The 18,747-nt window shown below is 54.9% G+C and carries 12 protein-coding genes; 6 read left to right on the top strand and 6 right to left on the bottom strand.

Features of this window, described 5'->3' with window-relative positions; translation table 11 throughout:
• Positions 1-45 precede the first annotated feature (45 nt).
• Entirely contained in the window at positions 46-1,047 is a 1,002-nt protein-coding gene (locus J7I43_RS23700; protein WP_209148481.1) for a tetratricopeptide repeat protein, read from the top strand.
• Between the two features lie 62 nt (positions 1,048-1,109).
• Here J7I43_RS23700 and J7I43_RS23705 read toward each other — a convergent pair whose 3' ends face one another.
• Complete coding sequence (locus J7I43_RS23705; protein WP_209148482.1) at positions 1,110-3,041, bottom strand: arginine--tRNA ligase; 1,932 nt, start codon at positions 3,039-3,041, stop codon at positions 1,110-1,112.
• A gap of 234 nt (positions 3,042-3,275) precedes the next feature.
• Here J7I43_RS23705 and J7I43_RS23710 point away from each other — a divergent pair, with 234 nt between their 5' ends.
• On the top strand, positions 3,276-3,947 hold the full coding sequence (locus J7I43_RS23710; protein WP_209148483.1) for an HAD-IB family phosphatase: 672 nt from the start codon (positions 3,276-3,278) through the stop codon (positions 3,945-3,947).
• Between the two features lie 234 nt (positions 3,948-4,181).
• Here J7I43_RS23710 and J7I43_RS23715 read toward each other — a convergent pair whose 3' ends face one another.
• Complete coding sequence (locus J7I43_RS23715) at positions 4,182-5,549, bottom strand: OmpA family protein (RefSeq protein ID WP_209148484.1); 1,368 nt, start codon at positions 5,547-5,549, stop codon at positions 4,182-4,184.
• 210 nt (positions 5,550-5,759) lie between these two features.
• Here J7I43_RS23715 and dnaK point away from each other — a divergent pair, with 210 nt between their 5' ends.
• Positions 5,760-7,679: a molecular chaperone DnaK gene (dnaK, locus tag J7I43_RS23720; RefSeq protein ID WP_209148485.1), complete on the top strand. Its 1,920-nt coding sequence runs from the start codon at positions 5,760-5,762 to the stop codon at positions 7,677-7,679.
• Between the two features lie 84 nt (positions 7,680-7,763).
• A complete protein-coding gene (locus J7I43_RS23725; RefSeq protein WP_209148486.1) occupies positions 7,764-11,171 on the top strand; it encodes a gliding motility-associated C-terminal domain-containing protein in 3,408 nt (1,135 codons plus the stop codon).
• Positions 11,172-11,240: 69 nt separating this feature from the next.
• On the opposite strand, the gene J7I43_RS23730 is transcribed toward J7I43_RS23725, so the two are convergent.
• Positions 11,241-12,536 carry an amidohydrolase gene (locus tag J7I43_RS23730; protein WP_209148487.1) on the bottom strand — a complete coding sequence of 432 codons (1,296 nt, stop codon included), beginning with the start codon at positions 12,534-12,536 and terminating at the stop codon, positions 11,241-11,243.
• Positions 12,537-12,700: 164 nt separating this feature from the next.
• On the opposite strand from J7I43_RS23730, the gene J7I43_RS23735 reads away from it, so the two are divergent.
• Together J7I43_RS23735 and J7I43_RS23740 are read left to right on the top strand one after the other, a co-directional pair.
• On the top strand, positions 12,701-15,064 hold the full coding sequence (locus J7I43_RS23735; protein ID WP_209148488.1) for a 4-alpha-glucanotransferase: 2,364 nt from the start codon (positions 12,701-12,703) through the stop codon (positions 15,062-15,064).
• 98 nt (positions 15,065-15,162) lie between these two features.
• Positions 15,163-16,182 (top strand): dipeptide epimerase, encoded by a 1,020-nt coding sequence (locus J7I43_RS23740; protein WP_209148489.1) that lies wholly within the window; start codon positions 15,163-15,165, stop codon positions 16,180-16,182.
• Positions 16,183-16,295: 113 nt separating this feature from the next.
• Here J7I43_RS23740 and J7I43_RS23745 read toward each other — a convergent pair whose 3' ends face one another.
• The 3 genes from J7I43_RS23745 to J7I43_RS23755 all read right to left on the bottom strand — a co-directional run bounded on the left by J7I43_RS23745 (position 16,296) and on the right by J7I43_RS23755 (position 18,661).
• Positions 16,296-16,829, bottom strand: coding sequence for a hypothetical protein (locus tag J7I43_RS23745; protein ID WP_209148490.1), 534 nt, complete (start codon positions 16,827-16,829; stop codon positions 16,296-16,298).
• Between the two features lie 100 nt (positions 16,830-16,929).
• Positions 16,930-17,196, bottom strand: a complete 267-nt coding sequence (locus J7I43_RS23750; RefSeq protein WP_209148491.1) for a hypothetical protein — start codon at positions 17,194-17,196, stop codon at positions 16,930-16,932.
• Positions 17,183-18,661 carry a hypothetical protein gene (locus J7I43_RS23755; RefSeq protein WP_209148492.1) on the bottom strand — a complete coding sequence of 493 codons (1,479 nt, stop codon included), beginning with the start codon at positions 18,659-18,661 and terminating at the stop codon, positions 17,183-17,185. The genes J7I43_RS23750 and J7I43_RS23755 overlap by 14 nt, the downstream gene beginning before the upstream one ends.
• Positions 18,662-18,747: the final 86 nt, after the last annotated feature.

The raw sequence follows: 18,747 nt of genomic DNA on the forward strand, positions 1-18,747 counted from the left end.
TTAAATAAAATATGTATATTTGATCAGCGCCATTGCGCATCGACTATGTTCCTATACCGTATCCTACTGTACCTGTGCATCCTGCTGCCGCTATGCCGTATATCGGCCTCGGCAACCACCGCCGGCCACGACCGTGGCGCCCGGCAACTCTACGAGCAGGGCGTTCGCCTGAAGCTCAGCGGCCGCCTGCAGGAAGCGGAAGAACGTTTTGCCGCCGCCATCAGGGCAAACCACAATTACGCCGCTCCTTACCTCGAGCTGGCCAATCTTTACCGCCTTCAGCACCAACCCGAAACCGCCAAGCAGCAGTTGCTCCTGTTGCTCGAACAGCATGCCTCGCACGGGGAAGCGCTGGGCGCTCTCGCGGAAATATTCTTCGAACAGAAAGCATATGAAGATGCGCTGACTTACGCCTTCAAAGCACGAGACCAGGGCGCGCCGCATATGAACAGCATCATCGGGCTCAGTTACTCCGCCCTCGACCATCCCGCGGAAGCCATCCGCGCGCTGGAGCTCGCGCTGCTGGAAGAGCCCGGGCAACCCGTGCTGCTTTGCCGCATCGCCCGGCTGCACGCGCAGAACGAAGATTACGAACAAGCGCTTATATACTATGAAAAAGCACTGAAAGCAGACAGTACGTCGGCCAGTGTATATTACGAATCAGGAATGATGCATTTTAACATGAAAAACTACAAAAACGCCGCCGGGGCATTTGAACAGGCTGCCCGGTTAGGGCACCCCGGGAACGCAGATCTTTATGTAAACCTCGGACTGTCGCAACTCAAACAGTCCGCATTCGACGACGCTATCCGCAACCTGCAAGCCGCGCTCAGCTTAAGACCGAAAGACATCCAGATCATGCAAAGCCTGGCCAACGCCTATTACAAAAAACAGGATTACACGCAGGCCGCCGTGCAATGGAACAACATCCTCATGTTGCAGCCCATGAACGCTTTCGCGATGTTCATGCTCGGTAAATCGTACATCTGTTCCGGTGAAGTGGCCAAAGGCCAGAACATCTGCGACCAGGCGATGCAGCTGCAGTAAACCGCATTAAAAAAGCCGTCCCGGTATATCTCCGGGACGGCTTTTATATTTTTTTCTTCAGCCTACATTCTTTCCGGCACCTGTATGCCCAGCAGCTTCATGGCCTCCTTGATGGTATTGGCCGTGAGCATTGCGATCTGGAGGCGCAGCTTGCGTTTGTGGTCCGTTTCCGCATCCCTCACAGAATAAATGTATTTGCCGTTTTCTTTTTTCGCGTAAAATGAGTTGAAGGTTTGCGCCAGCAGGAACGCGTAGTTCGCGATCACCGAAGGGCTCCATTCTTTCTGCGCGTCTTCCAGCACGGTGCCGAACTGTTCGTTGATCATGATCAGTTCCTTTTCCATGGGAAGCAGGTCTTCGTTGTGCGTATAATCCGCCAGGGCCGCAAGGTCTGCGGTTGAGAACTCGCGCAGGATGGATTTGATGCGCGCGTGGCTGTACTGGATGAAGGGGCCTGTAAAGCCGTGCAGGTCGATGGATTCTTCCGGGTTAAAGATCATCCGTTTTTTCGGGTCTACCTTCAGCAGGAAAAATTTCATCGCGCCGATGCCGATGGTTTCATGCAGTTCGCGCAGTTCTTCTTCAGAAAAACCTTTCACCTTGCCGAGCTCTTCGGTGTGGGTGGCGGCGGTAGACACCATTTCGGCGATCATATCGTCTGCGTCCACCACCGTGCCTTCACGGCTTTTCATGCGGCCGTGCGGCAGTTCCACCATGCCGTAGGAAAGATGTTCGATGCCGCCTGCAGACGCGTCGCCGAGTTTCTGGAGGATGAGCCGAAGCACCTTGAAGTGGTAATTCTGTTCGTCGGCCACCACGTACAGGCTTTGGTCCATGTGGAAATCCGCGTATTTGAGCTTCGCCGTGCCAAGGTCCTGCGTGATGTACACGGAAGTGCCGTCGCCGCGAAGCACGAGTTTTTCATCCAGCCCGTCCGCCGTAAGGTCGATCCACACGGAGTTGTCCGGCTTGCGGAAAAACACGCCTTTCTGCAAACCTTCTTCCACCACGTCTTTCCCCAACAGGTAAGTATTGCTTTCGAAATACATTTTGTCGAAGTCGATGCCGAGGCGTTTGTAGGTTTCTTCAAACCCTTCGTACACCCAGCTGTTCATGGTCTGCCACAGCGCGCGCACTTCGGGGTTGCCGGCTTCCCACTGCTGCAGCATGATCTTCGCTTGCTGCATGATCTCGGTTTTATTCCGGCTCAGTTCTTTGATCTCGTCTTTTATTTTCCCTGCTTTCTCCGCATCGGCCTGTATTTCGGGCTTGTGCAGGAGGTTATGGAGTTTGATGATCCTTTCTTTTTCTTCCCCCTCAAAATCCTTAAAATTTCCTTCCAGCACGTCGGAGATGATGGTTTCAGCCTGTTCGCGGAGAATGGTCTCGAACCGCACGTAATAGTCGCCCACGAGGTGGTCGCCTTTAACGCCGGTGCTTTGCGGGGTGTCTCCATGTGCGAATAGCTGCCATGCCAGCATGGATTTGCAGATGTGAATGCCGCGGTCGTTCACCAGGTTCGCCTTGATCACTTCATAACCGTTGGCTTTGAGGATCTCCGAAATGGAATAACCGAGAAAATTATTCCGCAGGTGCCCCAGGTGAAGGGGTTTATTGGTGTTGGGGGAGGAGTACTCCACCATGACTTTTTTGCCGTTTGAGGGTTTCCTGCCGGGCGTTGCCTGCTGGTGCGCTTCCTTTACATAGCTCAACCAGTAATCGCGGTGGATGCTGAGGTTGAGAAAACCTTTTACCACGTTGAAACCGGCCACCAGGGAAGGATAATGCTGCACGAGGTAATTGCCCAGCGCCTGCCCGGTTTCTTCAGGCTTCAGGCGGCTGAATTTGGTGAACGGGAACACCACGATGGTGTATTCCCCTTCAAATTCGGGTTTGGTAGTGTTTACGGACACGTCCGCAACGGTGAAGGGCTGTTGGTATAATGCCTGTACGGCTTCGGCTGCTGCCTGTTTTATGGAAGAAACTACGCTCATTCAGTTGAATCTTATTGACGGCAAAGGTAACAGAATGTTGGGTGAAAGCCCAACATCCCCCGGCTGGCCTGCAAAATTGCCTGTTTTTCACGGGTTTGCAGCTGTGCCGATCACCAGCAGGCGCGGGGGAAAGGGGTTTAACACAACGTTCATCTCCATGCCGGCACTATTTTCGTAACTTTACCGCGTTTACATCCTGTTACCCCCGCCGATTGTTTCACCGAACAAACCGTTATGCATACCGCAGCTAACCCGACCTCTTTCGTTAAAATGGCCATTTTCGACATGGACAACACCCTGCTCCACCGTAGTTTTATCCACACTGCCGCCGCGGAACTGGGCTTCTCCGAAGATCTGAAACGCATTATCGCCGAATGCCACCCAGATGTGGTGCGCACGCAGCTCATTGCGCAGCTGCTGAAAGGAAGAACGCAGGAAGAATTGACCGCCGTGGTACGCTCCATCCCCATCGTGGAAGATGCGGCCGCCGTGGTGGCCTCGTTGATCGGGAAAGGATACGTGTGCGGCATTATCAGCGACAGCTACACCTGCATCACCAATTATGTGAAAGAAAAGCTGGGCATGCATTTCTCCTGCGCCAACGTGCTGGAGTTCGACAACGGCCGCGCCACGGGCGTCGTAAGCATCCCGGCGAACTTCCTGCGGGCAGCCGATAGCGGCTGCATGAACGATTACTGCAAATGCAACATGATGCACCACATGCGCTCGCATTACGCCATCAGCCTGGAAAACACGCTCGCCATCGGCGACGGCGTGAACGACATCTGCATGATCCGCCAGGCAGGCACCGGCATCGCTTTTAACGCCACCAACGAGAAAGTGAACGAAGTGGCCGATCATATCGTGGACGAGCGCAGCTTCATGCCCGTTCTGGGCCTGGCATAAAAAAGGCAGCACACCCGGAGATGCGCTGCCATGGGTTTTATAGGCAGACTACCTTTAGAATTTTCTTTTTTCCCGAACACGTAATACACGCCGATCCGCGCGAAACGGCAGTAAAAGAGTTAGTTTTTCATAATATGTTAAAATAATCACTGCCCATTTAACAAATAGTATGCCGGGAAAAAAGCCCCGGCGCGTGCCGGGGCTTTGTCATGTTGTCATATGATTGTCAGTGCGCTAGAAGATCGTAAACTCCACGCGGCGGTTCTTCTGCCTGCCTGCGGCCGTTTTGTTCGTCGCGATAGGCTGCAGTTCGCCGTAACCGGTGGCCTCGATGCGGCTCGGGTTCACGCCTTTGCCGGTGAGGTAGGATTTTACGGATTCGGCCCTGTCTTTAGACAGGCGCATATTGTTGGCTTCCGTGCCCACATTGTCCGTATGGCCGGCCAGTTTCAGGCTCAGGTTCTTGCGGACCATGAGATCGGCCACGCGGTCGAGCGAAGCGAAAGATTTGGGCAGGATATTCGATTTGCCGGTGGCAAATTCGAGGTTGGCGATGGCGTCGCGCACCAGGCGGCGGTCGTCTTCGGTGATGATCACCTTCACGGGCGCGGGCTTCACAGTGTCTTTCGGCAGCGGGCAGCCGGAGCCGTCCACTTTATCCGTAGCCGGGGTGTTCGGGCATTTGTCGAACAGGTCCGACACGCCGTCGCCATCGCTGTCTGCCTGCAGCTTAGCCACGCTGGCGGCCAGTTTGGCGTTGTTTTCCTTTTCGGCGTCGAGTTCCAGTTTAAGTTGTTCTTTTTGCGCCACCAGGTCGTCGTACATCACGGCCGGGGCGTTATGCCAGGCCAGCTGCGGTTTGGTGCGGTCGCCCAGCGCAAATTCCAGTCCCGCATAGCCGTAAGCGTAGCGGTCTTTGGAAGGGCCGTAATTGAACCCGTCCAGGTTGTCGCCGTCGAGGTAATGCATGGTGTAGCCAAGGTCGAGGTTCATGAAATCTGACAGTTTGAATTTCACCCCGGCGCCTACGGGCACGAAGAACTCGTTGATGCTGCCGGAGGATTTGTAATCGCGGGTGATCCCGCCCGGGGTAGTGATGGTCGGTTTATAACCGGCCAGGCCGCCGCCCACGGAAACGTAGAGCTGTGCCGCGCTCTGGCGGTGCAGCCAGTTGATGGTGGCAAGATTGAACACAGCGTTGAGGCTGCCGGACCAGTTGAGGGAAGTTTCGAAGCTTTGAACGGCCCTGTTCGGGTTTTCCCCGTTGCCGAGTTCCTTGCTGTTGTCTCCTTTCAGCTTACCCCCCACAAAATCGGCGCGGAGGCCGAGGAAGTGGAGCAGCTGCCATTTAACATAGGCGCCATAACCGTAGTTCAGCTGCCATTTGGTGAAATCGTTGCTACCGCCGGTAGCTACAGCAGGCACTAGCACCCCGCCGTTCACACCGATGGAGAATGTCCTGAATTGCTGGCTGCCGCCGAAAAGGCCGCCTTTGGGCGTTTGGGTCGTGGTTGCGGGCTCGGGCTCGGGATTTTGGGCAACAAGCGTAAGGGGCGATGCGGCCATCAGGAAAAAGGCCCATCGAAGCGTGTTTTTTTTCATATGATTACTGGTTAGTTACTCAGTGTGAAACAAATTTTGCGCCACTGTGTTGTATATATCCGCCCTTCTTTTTAAAACACATACACGGTTGTTAGCGGGAACTGACATATTTTCATACAGGCCTGCCTTGGCATAATCATTGACAAACGTAAGCTAAGTCCGGGAGCCCTCCCGGGCCACACTGTTTCACAAAGGAGAACATTAATTATTATGGGAAAAATCATAGGTATAGACTTAGGAACTACCAACTCTTGCGTTGCCGTAATGGAAGGTAACGAACCGGTAGTGATCGCAAACGATGAAGGCCGCCGCACGACGCCTTCCGTGGTTGCGTTTTTAAAGAATGGTGAAAGGAAAGTGGGTGACCCCGCCAAACGCCAGGCCATCACCAATCCCGTTAACACCATTATGTCGGTGAAGCGTTTCATGGGCCGCCATTTCGACGAGGTATCCAACGAATTGAGCCACGTAAGTTATAAAGTAGCAAAAGGCGACAACAATACAACGCGTATCGATATAGACGGCAGGTTATACACCCCGCAGGAAATTTCTGCGATGATCCTGCAGAAAATGAAAAAAACAGCGGAAGACTACCTGGGCCAGGAAGTTTCCGAAGCGGTGATCACCGTTCCGGCTTACTTCAACGACGCCCAGCGCCAGGCTACCAAAGAAGCCGGTGAAATCGCCGGTCTTACCGTTCGCCGTATCATCAACGAGCCTACCGCCGCGGCGCTGGCTTATGGTATGGACAAAAAACATGCTGACAGCATGATCGCCGTATTCGACCTTGGCGGTGGTACGTTCGACGTATCCATCCTCGAACTGGGCGACGGCGTATTCGAAGTAAAATCCACCAACGGCGATACGCACCTCGGTGGCGACGACTTCGACAAAGTGATCATGGACTGGCTGGCAGACGAATTCAAGAAAGACGAAGCGGTAGACCTGCATAAAGACCCGATGGCATGGCAGCGTTTGAAAGAAGCGGCTGAAAAGGCGAAGATCGAATTGTCTTCCTCACAGGAAACCGAGATCAACCTGCCTTACATCACCGCTGTAGACGGCGTTCCCAAACACCTCGTGAAAAAACTCACCCGCGCGAAATTCGAGCAGCTGAGCGACAGCCTGGTGGAAAGAACACTGGAGCCCTGCCGCAGGGCGATCGCCGATGCCGGTGTAGACATCAGCAAGATCGACGAAGTGATCCTCGTGGGCGGTTCTACCCGTATCCCCCGCATCCAGGAAGTAGTGGAGAAATTCTTCGGCAAAAAGCCCAATAAAGGCGTGAACCCGGACGAAGTAGTGGCCGTAGGCGCCGCTATCCAGGGCGGCGTGCTCACCGGTGAGGTGAAAGACGTACTGCTGCTGGACGTTACCCCGCTTTCCCTCGGTATCGAGACCATGGGCGGCGTATTTACCAAGCTGATCGAATCCAACACCACCATTCCTACTAAAAAGAGCGAAGTATTCTCTACCGCGGCAGACAATCAGCCGAGCGTGGAAATACACGTGCTGCAAGGGGAAAGGCCGATGGCCGCGCAGAACAGGACGCTGGGCCGCTTCATCCTGAACGACATTCCGCCCGCACAGCGCGGCGTGCCCAAGATCGAAGTGGTATTCGATATCGACGCCAACGGCATCCTTCACGTAACCGCGAAAGACCAGGGCACCGGTAAATCCCAGAACATCCGCATCGAAGCAGGCAGCGGCCTGAATAAGGACGAGATCGAAAAAATGAAAGCCGAAGCGAAAGCCAACGAAGCGGAAGATAAAGTAGCCCGCGAAAAGGTGGAGAAGATCAACCAGGCAGACAGCCTCGTGTTCCAGACGGAAAAACAACTCAAAGAATACGGCGACAAGATCCCCGCAGAGAAAAAAGCGCCGATCGAAGCAGCCCTCGAAAAACTGCGCGAGGCGCAGAAAACGCAGGACATTGCGCAGATCGACACAGCCGTGAACGAACTGAACACCGCATGGACCGCCGCTTCGGAAGAGCTCTACAAAGCATCCCAGGCACAGGGCCAGCCCGGTGCAGACGGCGGCGCCCAGCAAGGAGGCCAGCAACAGGGCGGCCAGCAGGGTAACGCAGGCGATACCGTAACAGACGCTGAGTTTGAGGAAGTTAAATAAGTGTAATAGTTACTGCGAATAATTGGTAAAAGCCCCGGCGTAAGGCCGGGGCTTTTTTGTATCTTGAGAGGAGTTTCCCTTACCATGCGACAGATAACCGTCAGTGTTTTCATACTTGTTCTACTCCTTCATGCATCGGCTCTCAAAGCCGAAAACTTCATCGTTACCTCCAGGGCCGACCGTGGCGCCGGCTCCCTCTGGGAAGCCATCGAACGGGCGAACGCCAACGGCACCGCCGACCGCGACTATATCCGCTTCAACCTGCCCGGCACTACCGTAGACGACCGTACGATCATTCTCGACAAACTCGAACTGCCCGCGCTTACCTCCAATATCGAAATAGACGGCACCACGCAGCCCGGCACGCCTTTCGGCATCAGCAACGCGAAAGTGAGGATATTAAAAACCAGCCTGGTAGGGGCGGGGTATTTTCATATGCTCAAAATATATTTTGCCGAAGATGTGGCGATTTACGGGCTTTTCCTGGATTTTCGCATACCGGAGACCGGCGCTTACGGCATTTCATTGTTCAACAGCAGCAACATCACCATCGGCGCTACCGGGAAAGGAAACGTGCTGAATGCGGCCGGCGGCAGCGTAGGCAGCGATGTCGTATCGCCCGGCAAATCGGAAAACATTCATATATCGTACAACATCATCGGTATGGAGCCGGATGGCATAACGGTGGCGGGCCTCGGAGCGCAGGCCAGGATCAATCTGCGTTCGTCAGGCGACGTGGAGATTGACCACAACCAGATCAGCGCGGAAACTATCATGGAGGAATTTCCCGCCAGTGTGCCCAACCCTTCGTCCCGCATTTACCACGTACACGACAACCTGTTTGGAACAGATCGTACCGGTACCCTGGCGGTTGGCGTCAGCCGGATGCTGATCACCAGTCCTGACCCCATGGGAGGGCCTGCCGCACGGATACATGTGCTGAACAATCACTTCGTTTCCGGCTATTTGGAATTACAATGTTTTGGCGGCGAAATAAAAGTGCAGGGCAATAAAGTAAATACTGACATAACAGGCACCATACATACCGGCACTACCGCTTCGCCGGCGGTCACCGTTTGGAACAATGGCGGAACAACGCTGATCGGGGGAGACCTTCCGGCGGAAAAGAACTATATCGCTGGCGGGCCATACGGCGTGTACGTTGCCGATGTGCATAATGCCACCATCAAAAAGAACAGTATTTTTTGCACGTTGACGAGAGGCATCCAGTCGATAGAAACTACTTTCCTGGAAACGCTTTCCGCTACCACCGTTACCGGCCGCAGCGAGCCGAACGCAACGATAGAGATCTACGAAGCGGACCATTGCGACGCACGTTCCGAATGCACCGGCAAGGTATTCATCGGTTCCACAACGGCCAACGGTGCAGGCCAGTGGTCTTTTTCCGGCACCCTGCCGCCTGATGTGGTGGCTACCGGTACCAATTCCGCAGGCCGCACTTCGGAGTTCACCCGCGCCACCATCGATCTCCAGCAGCTAGATATTGTGCCGCCGCTTTGCGGCACGCCGGGCAGCATCAAAGGGATACGTGTAACCGGAGCCATAAGCATGCAATGGGAAGACGGCGCGGGTAACTTGATCGCCGCCAACACGCCGGAACTTTTGAATGTTCCGCCCGGCACCTACAAGCTGTTCGCCAGCGCCAGCAACGATCCACATTCGGATTGCTCGCCGCAGGAATTTAGCATAAACATGATCAATACCCAGCCTGACATCATCACCACCGCCGTGACCGTTGTAAGTCCCTGCGGGAACAATACCGGCTCTATCAGGAATGTGATCGTTACCGGCGGGTATAAAAATACTTATGAATGGCGCAACGACAGGAACGAAATCGTAGGAACGGACGTAGAGCTGTTGAATGTTCCTTCCGGCTCTTACCGGCTTACCGCCTACAGTTCGCCCACCTGTTTCGATGTAAGCGACCCGGTGGTGATCACCGATCAGCCCGGGCCGGTGATCGATATCACCAATATGACCGTTACGCCTTCCACCTGTATGAACAACAACGGTTCGATCCGCAACATCCAGCTGGGCGGCATGGGCACTTTGGCGATACGCTGGCTGAATGAACAGGATACGCATATCGGTTCGTCCGAAAACATCGGCAACCTTGCGCCGGGCACGTACCGGCTGGAAGTGACGGACCAAAGCTCTTGTCCAGCCCTGGTTTCAGCGCCCATTGTGATCGGCGCTCTTGGCCAGGTTACGATAGACGTATCGCAGATGAAATCGCAGCCCGCGGGCTGCAACAACCAGCCTGGCGCTATTACGGGCATACAGGTCACCGGCGCCGAAACATACACCTGGCGCAATGGCAACAACGACATAGTGGGCAATACACCGGACCTCACCGGCGTGCCGGCGGGCGCATACATGCTGACGGCCACCAACAGGTATAACTGCACCGCACAAACCTTATGGATCGAAGTAGAGAATATGCAGGCCTCAAACTGGAGCGTAAAAGGAGAGATACATCTGCCGGTCTGCAACGAATCGAACGGTGAAATAAGGATCACGGACATCAGCGGCACGCAGGTGCAATCGCTGCGCTGGACGAATGCGGCCACCAACGCCACGTTGGGAACAGACCGTACGCTGGGCGGCCTTGGGCCCGGCGATTATAAACTTTATCTCACCGATCCGGACGGCTGCGAACTGGAAGTATACACCGCTAATATTCCCCAACGTACGCCGCCCGTATTGACCGGCACGCCGCAGATCACAAACGAATTCTGCGCAAGGGCGAACGGTTCCATAACGCTGCCGGGCGTGAATGGCGCAGGGCCGTTCCTGCTGCAATGGACGGATGCTGCGGGCGCGCTGATGAGCACCGAACAGCAGGCGAAAAACCTGAAGGCGGGCAGCTATTATGTTGAAGTGATGGACATGTACGGATGCACCGTGAAGTCTGACGCATATATCGTGCAAAACGAGGCCGAACCGCTGGCCCCGCCCGCCGACCAGACGATCACCATCGGGAAAGGCCTGCCGTTGCGCATCAACGTTACTTCGCCTTCCCCGGCCGTGTTTACGTTGTATGCGGACGCCGGTACAACCATGCCCCTGCAGGATAATACCACCGGCATATTCGACATGCCGCCCCTGCAGCAAAATACAACGTATTACGTCACGCTCACGGAAGACATCTGTAAAAGCCCGCCCGCGAAGATCGATGTGAAAACGGTGGATAAAGTAACGGTGGGCGTGCCTACCGCCTTCACACCGAATGGCGACGGGCTCAACGATATTTTCCGCCCGCAATATTCGATGATGACCTCTTTGGAATCTTTCACGGTCTTCAGCCGCTGGGGCAATGAAGTGTTCACCACCAAGACGATGGGCGTAGGCTGGAATGGCCGCCTGAACGGCGCGGAACAGCCTACGGGAAGTTATATTTACATCATCCGCGGGAAAGACGTGATGGGTAATCCTTTCCAACTGCAGGGCAGTGTATTGCTGATACGGTAAACGATAAAAGCAGCATAAAAAAATCCGCAGCGATCATCGTTGCGGATTTTTTGTTGGCAGGCGAATGTTTTATTTCGCGGAAAGTTCCGCGAAATCGAATACGAGGTTGCAGAACGCTTTCACGCCTACGTACAGCTCGCTATCGTCGATATAAAAATCGGGGGTGTGATGGCCGGGCGCTTTTTTCGGGTCGTTGCCTTTGGGCATGCCGCCGAGATAAAAGAAAAACGCCGGGGCTTTGGTACCGTAAAATGAAAAATCCTCCGCGCCCGTCACCCAGTTCATGACGGCCGTTTTACCGGCGCCGGCGGCCTTTTGCAGCGAAGGCACCATCTTTTGCACCAACGCCGAATCGTTAAATGTCACCAGTGTTTTTTTGTCGATAGACACAACGGCTTCCGCGCCCGCCGCTTCGGCGATCTTCACCGCCGTTTTGCGGATGCGCTGATGCACGTCTTCCTGCATCCTGCTGTCCAGCGTGCGGATAGTGCCTTCCAGCAGAGCTTCTTCAGGAATGATATTGCTGCGCACGCCGCTGTGGAACTTGCCGACGGTGATCACTACCGGCGCGTCCACGATGTTGGATTGCCGGCTGACGATGGTTTGCAAACCTTCCACGATCTGCGCGCCGGTCACGATCGGGTCTACGCTGTTCCATGGCGTCGAACCGTGCGCCTGCTTGCCTTTGACGGCAATGGTGAACCAGTCGGACGATGCCATCATAGCGCCCTGTCTATACCGGATGCTGCCCGCCTCGATGGCAGAATTGATGTGCAGGCCGAACACCGCGTCTACCTTCGGATTGTCCATCACGCCTTCTTTCACCATCAGCGGCGCGCCGCCTTCCTCATCGCCCGGAGGGCCCTCTTCCGCGGGCTGGAAAATAAATTTCACGGTGCCGGATATATCTTTTTTCATCGAAGCAAGCACTTCGGCGGTGGCCATCAGTATCGCCACATGACTATCATGACCGCAGGCGTGCATCACCGGCACCGTTTGCCCGAGATATTCGGCAGTTACCTGCGATTTAAAGGGAAGATCCACTCGTTCTTTCACCGGCAACCCATCCATATCCGCGCGGAGCGCCACTACCGGCCCGGGTTTGCCGCCTTTCAGCAGGCCCACCACGCCGGTTTTGGCAACGCCGGTCTGCACTTCGATGCCCAGTTTTTTAAGATGCGCGGCAACATACGCGGCAGTTTGCACTTCGCGGTTAGACAATTCGGGATGTTCGTGCAGGTACCTTCTCCATTCGATCAGTTTGGCGGAAATGGCGCCCGCTTTTGCGGCGATCTGCGCCTGCTGGTCCTGCGCCTGAAGGGATACGGCAAAAAAGGCCAGCCATAGGGTAAGCAATGTTTTCATTGTGGCAATGATTGGTAGTACCATAAAGTAATAAGTATACCGCTATTATCCTATTTTTTTAATACGAAATCTCCTGCCACTTGTGCCCCCGCCGGATACGTAACCGCCGGTCCCTTTTTTACGGGTAAAAGGAACCGGTCTGCTTTTTTCGTAATTTCCCCGTTATGACGCTGCGTTTTTTCGTACGGTACTCCACTTCCTGGGGCCAGCAACTTTCTCTCGCCCTGCATAATGGCCGCGTGCTACCCATGGACTGGCACGACGCAGACCACTGGACGGCCGAGCTGGAATGGAACGAGCCGGAGCTGCATTACCGTTACATTTTTACGCAGGGATGGGAGCTGAAAGAACAAGCCGATCGCGTGCTGGTATTCCGTGAAGGCGAAACGGAGCTTACCCTCCGCGACGAATGGCGGCAACCCGGGCGTTTGGCGGATAATTTGCTGAAGGCGCCTTTCCGCGACGTGTATTTTCATCATCCGCCGCAAGGCGTGCCACGCGGCGGATCGCATTATTTCCAGGTGAGCGTGCCGCTGCTGGAAAGCGGGAGGGAAGTGGCGCTGACCGGGAACATCCCTTCGCTGGGCGACTGGAACACCGCGCTGGCGGTGAAGATGCAGGCGCGGGAAGACGGCCGCTTCGCCGTCAATGTGAACATCCCGCCCGGCATGGACGTAGCGTACAAATATTTGCTGGACGGCGCTGAGTTTGAAACAGGAGAGAACCGTTCTTTCCATTCTTCCGCCGCCTGCGTGATCGACGACGGCTTTGCGCGGTTTAACCATCAGCCCTGGAAAGGCGCGGGCGTTGCTGTGCCCGTGTTTTCGCTGCGCTCTGAAAAAGGGCTGGGCTGCGGCGAGTTCGCAGACCTCAAGCTGCTGGCGGATTGGGCTTCGGCTACCGGTCAGCGCTTGGTGCAGCTGTTGCCGGTAAACGATACGATGACGGATAACAGCTGGAAAGATTCTTATCCTTACGCCGCCATTTCTGCGTTCGCGCTTCACCCCATGTACATACATCTTCCCGCACTGGGAGCGTCGGAAGGTTACACAGCTGTGCAGGAACGGCTCAACGCCTTGCAGGACATGGATTACGAAACAACTATCCTTTTCAAAATAAATGCGCTGCAAACGTTCTATCAAAATTTTCGCGGCGATGCGGCATTTGACGGATGGGTGAAGAAAAACCTTTACTGGCTGGAACCTTACGCGGCATTTTGTTGCAAACGCGACGGCAGCAGCGACGTTGTTTTTTATCAGTACGTACAATATTGCCTTCACCTGCAGCTCTCCGAAGCCGTGTCCTACGCGCATTCGCAGGGCGTCGCCATTAAAGGCGACCTGCCCGTGGGAATGGCATTGCACAGCGCGGACGTGTCGTATATGCCCGAGCTTTTCGACGCCACCGTGCAGGCCGGCGCGCCGCCGGACGAGTTTGCGCAGAGAGGCCAGAACTGGGGCTTCCCCGCTTACAACTGGCCCATTATGGAAGTGACGGGTTACGGCTGGTGGCGGCAGCGTTTGCAGCATATGGCGCAATATTTTTCCGCTTTCAGGATCGATCATGTGCTGGGATTTTTTCGCCTGTGGCAGATCCCGCGGCACACGAAAGAAGGCATACTCGGTTATTTCCACCCGGCAAAAGCTTTTACGGAACAGGAGATTATCGACTGGGGCATTCCTTTCGAACATGCGCGGTATTGCGAGCCGTACATTACGGACGATGTGCTGTACCGCATCTTCAGCGCCGATGCCGTAACGGTAAAGTCCGTTTACCTGGAACCTTCCGGCGACGGCCGTTACCGGCTGCAGGAAGCATACCGCCGCCAGTGCGATATTCACGAAGAAGACCCGGGCATCCGCCAGGGCCTGTACGATCTCATCACCAACGTTATTTTCCTGGAGCCTTCGCCGGGTGAATTTCATCCCCGTTTCGGTTTGCAGGAAACGGAATCGTTCCTCGCGCTGGACGCGGCGGTGCAGGAAAGCCTGCTGCAATTGTCTTTGCACTTTTTTTATCACCGCCACGACGAACTGTGGGAGAAAGAAGCGCTGCGCAAGCTGCCCGTGCTGCAATCCGCCACCGATATGCTCGTGTGCGGCGAAGATCTTGGCATGGTGCCGCATTGTGTGCCGGGCGTGCTGCAAAGGCTGGGCATTCTCAGCCTGGAAGTATTGCCCATGCCAAAACAGAGTGGGCAAACACCCGCCGGCGCGCCTTATCTTTCCGTAGTAACGCCTTCCACGCACGATATGGCGACCGTCAGGGAATATGCGCCGGGCAGGGAAGAAGAGGTGCTGCGGCTGCACCTTGAAGCCCCGGCCATGTGGTGCATAATGCAGCTGCAGGACTGGTTTTCGCTGGACGGTGCGCTGTGCGGCCGCCCGCCGGAAGAAGAGCGCATCAATGTGCCGGCAGTATCGCCATGGTATTGGCGCTACCGTATGCCGGTAACGCTCGAAACGCTTTGCCAAACCGCCCCGTTGAACGAAAAGATACGGTCGATGCTGCGGGAAAGCGGCCGCTGAAAACTACGCCCGCATTGTTTTACATCGTGATACATATAACAGATATTCCGGCATGAACGCCCGTAGGAAATGCCATAATCCCGCAGTATATTTAGTTTATGGAACTGACATTGTATCCCTTCGTACTGAAATTCAGGCATACGTTTACGATATCGAGAAAAAGCAAGGATGTGCAACCTTTGCTGGTGGCGGAACTGCGGCAGAACGGCCTTAGTGGTATCGGCGAAACGGCTGACAATGCCTATTACAACATCACCGTGCCCGGCCTGATGAAGGCCATCAATGCGCACCGGCCTTTTATCGAAAGTTACCAGCTCGATACGCCGGAAGCTTTCTGGGAGGAGATGTACCCGCGCCTGGCGGACAATATGTTCGCGCTTTGCGCGCTGGACCTTGCGGCGCACGACCTGTACGCCAAACAGCAGGGCAAAAAACTCTACGAAGTCTGGAACCTCGACCCATCGCATAATCCCATGACGGACTACACCATCGGCATCGATACAGTGGAGAACATGGTGAAGAAATTACAGGAATTTCCCTGGCCCATTTACAAGATCAAACTCGGCACCAAAGACGATATCGCTATCATCACCGAACTGCGGAAACACACCACCGCTGTTTTTCGCGTAGACGCCAACTGCGCCTGGGGCGTGGATGAAACGTTGCGCAACGCAAAAGCTTTTCGCGGGCTGGGCGTTGAGTTCATCGAGCAGCCGATGCCCGCGGCGGATTGGGAAGGCATGCGCAAAGTATACGCGGAATCTGCGCTTCCGCTGATAGCGGACGAAAGCTGCATCGTGGAAAGCGATGTGCGGAAATGCGAGGGTCATTTTCACGGCATCAACATCAAACTCACCAAATGCGGCGGCATCACGCCCGCACGCAGGATGATCATGGAAGCGAAATCGCTGGGCATGAAAGTAATGACCGGCAGCATGAACGAAAGCACCGTAGGCACTTCAGCGGTAGCGCACCTGCTTCCTTACCTCGACTATACAGACATGGACGGCCCGCTGCTGCTGGCCGACGACATTGCCGACGGCGTAAAGATCCGCGACGGCGAGATCATTTATGCCGACAGGAACGGCACCGGTGCGGAATTGCACCGGGCGTTCTGATGATCGCCATTTTTTCTTCCACTTTTTTTAAAGCATCGGTCTAAAAAAACAGACCGCCTCTCCCCGGTTAATCCCGGAAAAAAACGGTCTGTCAGGATCTGGAGAAAAAGTCGTTAATGTTTCGAAAGCGCAACGTCGGCGCTGGCCGTAAGGTTTTCAGGCTCCTGTTTCATGCCTGAAAAAGCGAACGACGGCATGTCGAAATTGTTGGTTACGACCATGTAACCGCTGATGATGTTGGCTTCCCTGAATTTGAAGTACACCTTGTTGTTAAGCAGCCACTCGTGCGGGTGGCAGGCAAGGCTGTACGGCTGGTCGCTGCGCAGGTCGGGCTTCATGATGAAATCATGGTTCTTGCCCGGCGCGATCATGCCTTTGATGTGACAGAAGTCCCTCCACTTCGGGTGGTAACGCTGGTCGTTTTCCATCCTCCCGTAAAAGAACATCCCGCGCGCGCTGTCTATATGCAGGATATAGCGCAGCTGGCCGGCGTCTGATTTAAAAGAGATGTAATAAGTTCCTAGAAGGGCAGCGGTTTTTTGCTGCATGATTTTGTTCACATGCTGGCTGTGCGATTGCAGGGGGATACATAGCAGGAAAACTGCAATAACGGTAACAGCCGGCCGGATGATAGAATGGCGGATCATGGCGCGACAATTTTAGTGCACTTAAAGTTACGACGCTTCCATACCGCAGTGGCGGCCAATATTACCGGTGGAAATAACAGGATTAGTTGGGTGTTAACGATCAGGCTTCGGGCTCTGGAATTTCCCGCCAGCTGCTGGCGAAGAAAACATAGTCGCTCCTGCGCCCCGTCGCTTCAATGAATTTACCGGCCAGTTTCGCCAAAGGGTTATCCGTAAAAGGATTGCCGCCCGCCGGGCGGATCAGGAAACTTCCGTCTTCCGTTTCCAGGTACACCCCGAGGCTCTCGCTTTTGGTCGTTCTGGCGAAGGTTTTCAGCACCAGGCGGCCTTTTACGGTAAGCTGTTTATTTTTTTTAGCGTCTGACATATTCGCGGTAACCGAGTATTTCACCGTTCCTTTCCTTCACCACCAGCACTTTCGTGCTTTTGAACTTCCCGTGAACGGTGCTCGCCGAATATACATGAAATTTCACGGGCGCAGTGAACGATTTCATCCCGCGGGTGAGCGGCGAAGTTTTGGTTTCGTTGACGAATACTTTTTTGTTGAATCCACGCGGCAGTTTACGCGTGTTCAGAAATCCCGCCAGCGCGGCATCTTCTTTCTTTTCTTTTGCCGGCTTCGGTACGGAGATAAAGGTGTTTAATGCCAAACCTTTCGCCATGGCGCCGGAACGGCGGTTCTGCCGCTGATCGCCCTGCGCGGCCGCAACGGCAACGGCTGTTAACGAAGGATCGCCCAGCAGGTAAAATTGCGCGATGGTCTTCAGTTCGTATGGATCAAGCGTCGGGCCCATTTCGTCGAGGAAACGCTGGCGCGCTTCCAGGAATGCGCGGCCGGTGGAAGCGCCTTTGATGGTATTGATCAGGAAATATTGCGTGAGCAGGTCTGCCAGCCCCTGGCCTTTGGCAGGCCCGTAAGCGATCGTAGAGCTGCCCGCGAAAGCGATGGCGTGATTGAGCAGGTAATTGCTGGCGATGCTGAGATTTGCCGTTTCCGTCAGCGAAGGATCGTACAGCTGTGCGCCGTAACAACATTCCGCGGCCACTATCGCGCCTTTGCTGATCTTTTTGGCGAGCAGCGAAGAACAGAGCGCTTCGGGGAATTTTTTGCCTTTCTGCCCGTAATAACTCGGGTCGTCCAGCGCACCATGACAATTGATAAAATGCGTCCTGGCTTTCAGCTGCGTGCCTGTCCATTCCGGGCCGAGCACAGGCGAAAGCTGCAGGCCGGCGTTGTCGCCAAAGATGTTGCGCAGGCTTTCCTGGGTTGAAAGCCGCCAGTCGTGCACGCTGACGCTGAAGTATCGCCGGTATTGCCGTTGTTTGCCGGGTTTGCTGGCGGTAACGTCCTGCACCAGCGAATGGAAATAAGCGGGGTCGCTGCCGCCGGGCACGTCGGGCAGGCGGCCTACCACGCGGGTGGGCGATACGAACCTGCCGGGGTCGGTGCTGTAAGCGGCTTCGCAGGCATAAGGCAGGTCGCTGGGGATCAACTCGTCTTCATCGTCTTCGCTGAACAGCAGGTTTTTCAGCGGCTGGAAAGGGATCACGTCCTGCGCGCCGGCGATCAGCAGGTAATCCGGCTCGAAATGCCTGAACAGGCCGTCTATCGCGAATTTGTGCTGTTTGGCGCTGCCGGGCGTTTTTACGGCGGGCGATTTATATTTTTTCATGAGGGCGGCATCGTCCACGAAAACTGTTTCGCTGTTCAGCCCGCGTTTTTTATCCGCAGCCTGCAAGGCTTTCAGGTCTTTTAAGATGGAAGAAAGTTTGCTGCCGTATTTTTTCTCCAGCGCGGAGCGGCAGGACACAATGAGTTTGTCCTTTTTCATAACCGGGGTCGTTTTTGGGGTGTGGTAACTGTTACGAAATTAAGCTATTTCGGACTTATTGCATAAATGCGGAGGAATGAGTATTT

Source organism: Chitinophaga chungangae (assembly GCF_017742215.1).
Lineage (GTDB): Bacteria > Bacteroidota > Bacteroidia > Chitinophagales > Chitinophagaceae > Chitinophaga > Chitinophaga chungangae.

What these genes read in the sequence shown, in the direction of transcription:
- J7I43_RS23700 (WP_209148481.1), top strand. Translation starts at nt 46, where the DNA reads ATGTTCCTATACCGTATCCTACTGTACCTGTGCATCCTGCTGCCGCTA.
- J7I43_RS23705 (WP_209148482.1), bottom strand. Translation starts at nt 3,041, where the DNA reads ATGAGCGTAGTTTCTTCCATAAAACAGGCAGCAGCCGAAGCCGTACAG.
- J7I43_RS23710 (WP_209148483.1), top strand. Translation starts at nt 3,276, where the DNA reads ATGCATACCGCAGCTAACCCGACCTCTTTCGTTAAAATGGCCATTTTC.
- J7I43_RS23715 (WP_209148484.1), bottom strand. Translation starts at nt 5,549, where the DNA reads ATGAAAAAAAACACGCTTCGATGGGCCTTTTTCCTGATGGCCGCATCG.
- dnaK (WP_209148485.1), top strand. Translation starts at nt 5,760, where the DNA reads ATGGGAAAAATCATAGGTATAGACTTAGGAACTACCAACTCTTGCGTT.
- J7I43_RS23725 (WP_209148486.1), top strand. Translation starts at nt 7,764, where the DNA reads ATGCGACAGATAACCGTCAGTGTTTTCATACTTGTTCTACTCCTTCAT.
- J7I43_RS23730 (WP_209148487.1), bottom strand. Translation starts at nt 12,536, where the DNA reads ATGAAAACATTGCTTACCCTATGGCTGGCCTTTTTTGCCGTATCCCTT.
- J7I43_RS23735 (WP_209148488.1), top strand. Translation starts at nt 12,701, where the DNA reads ATGACGCTGCGTTTTTTCGTACGGTACTCCACTTCCTGGGGCCAGCAA.
- J7I43_RS23740 (WP_209148489.1), top strand. Translation starts at nt 15,163, where the DNA reads ATGGAACTGACATTGTATCCCTTCGTACTGAAATTCAGGCATACGTTT.
- J7I43_RS23745 (WP_209148490.1), bottom strand. Translation starts at nt 16,829, where the DNA reads ATGATCCGCCATTCTATCATCCGGCCGGCTGTTACCGTTATTGCAGTT.
- J7I43_RS23750 (WP_209148491.1), bottom strand. Translation starts at nt 17,196, where the DNA reads ATGTCAGACGCTAAAAAAAATAAACAGCTTACCGTAAAAGGCCGCCTG.
- J7I43_RS23755 (WP_209148492.1), bottom strand. Translation starts at nt 18,661, where the DNA reads ATGAAAAAGGACAAACTCATTGTGTCCTGCCGCTCCGCGCTGGAGAAA.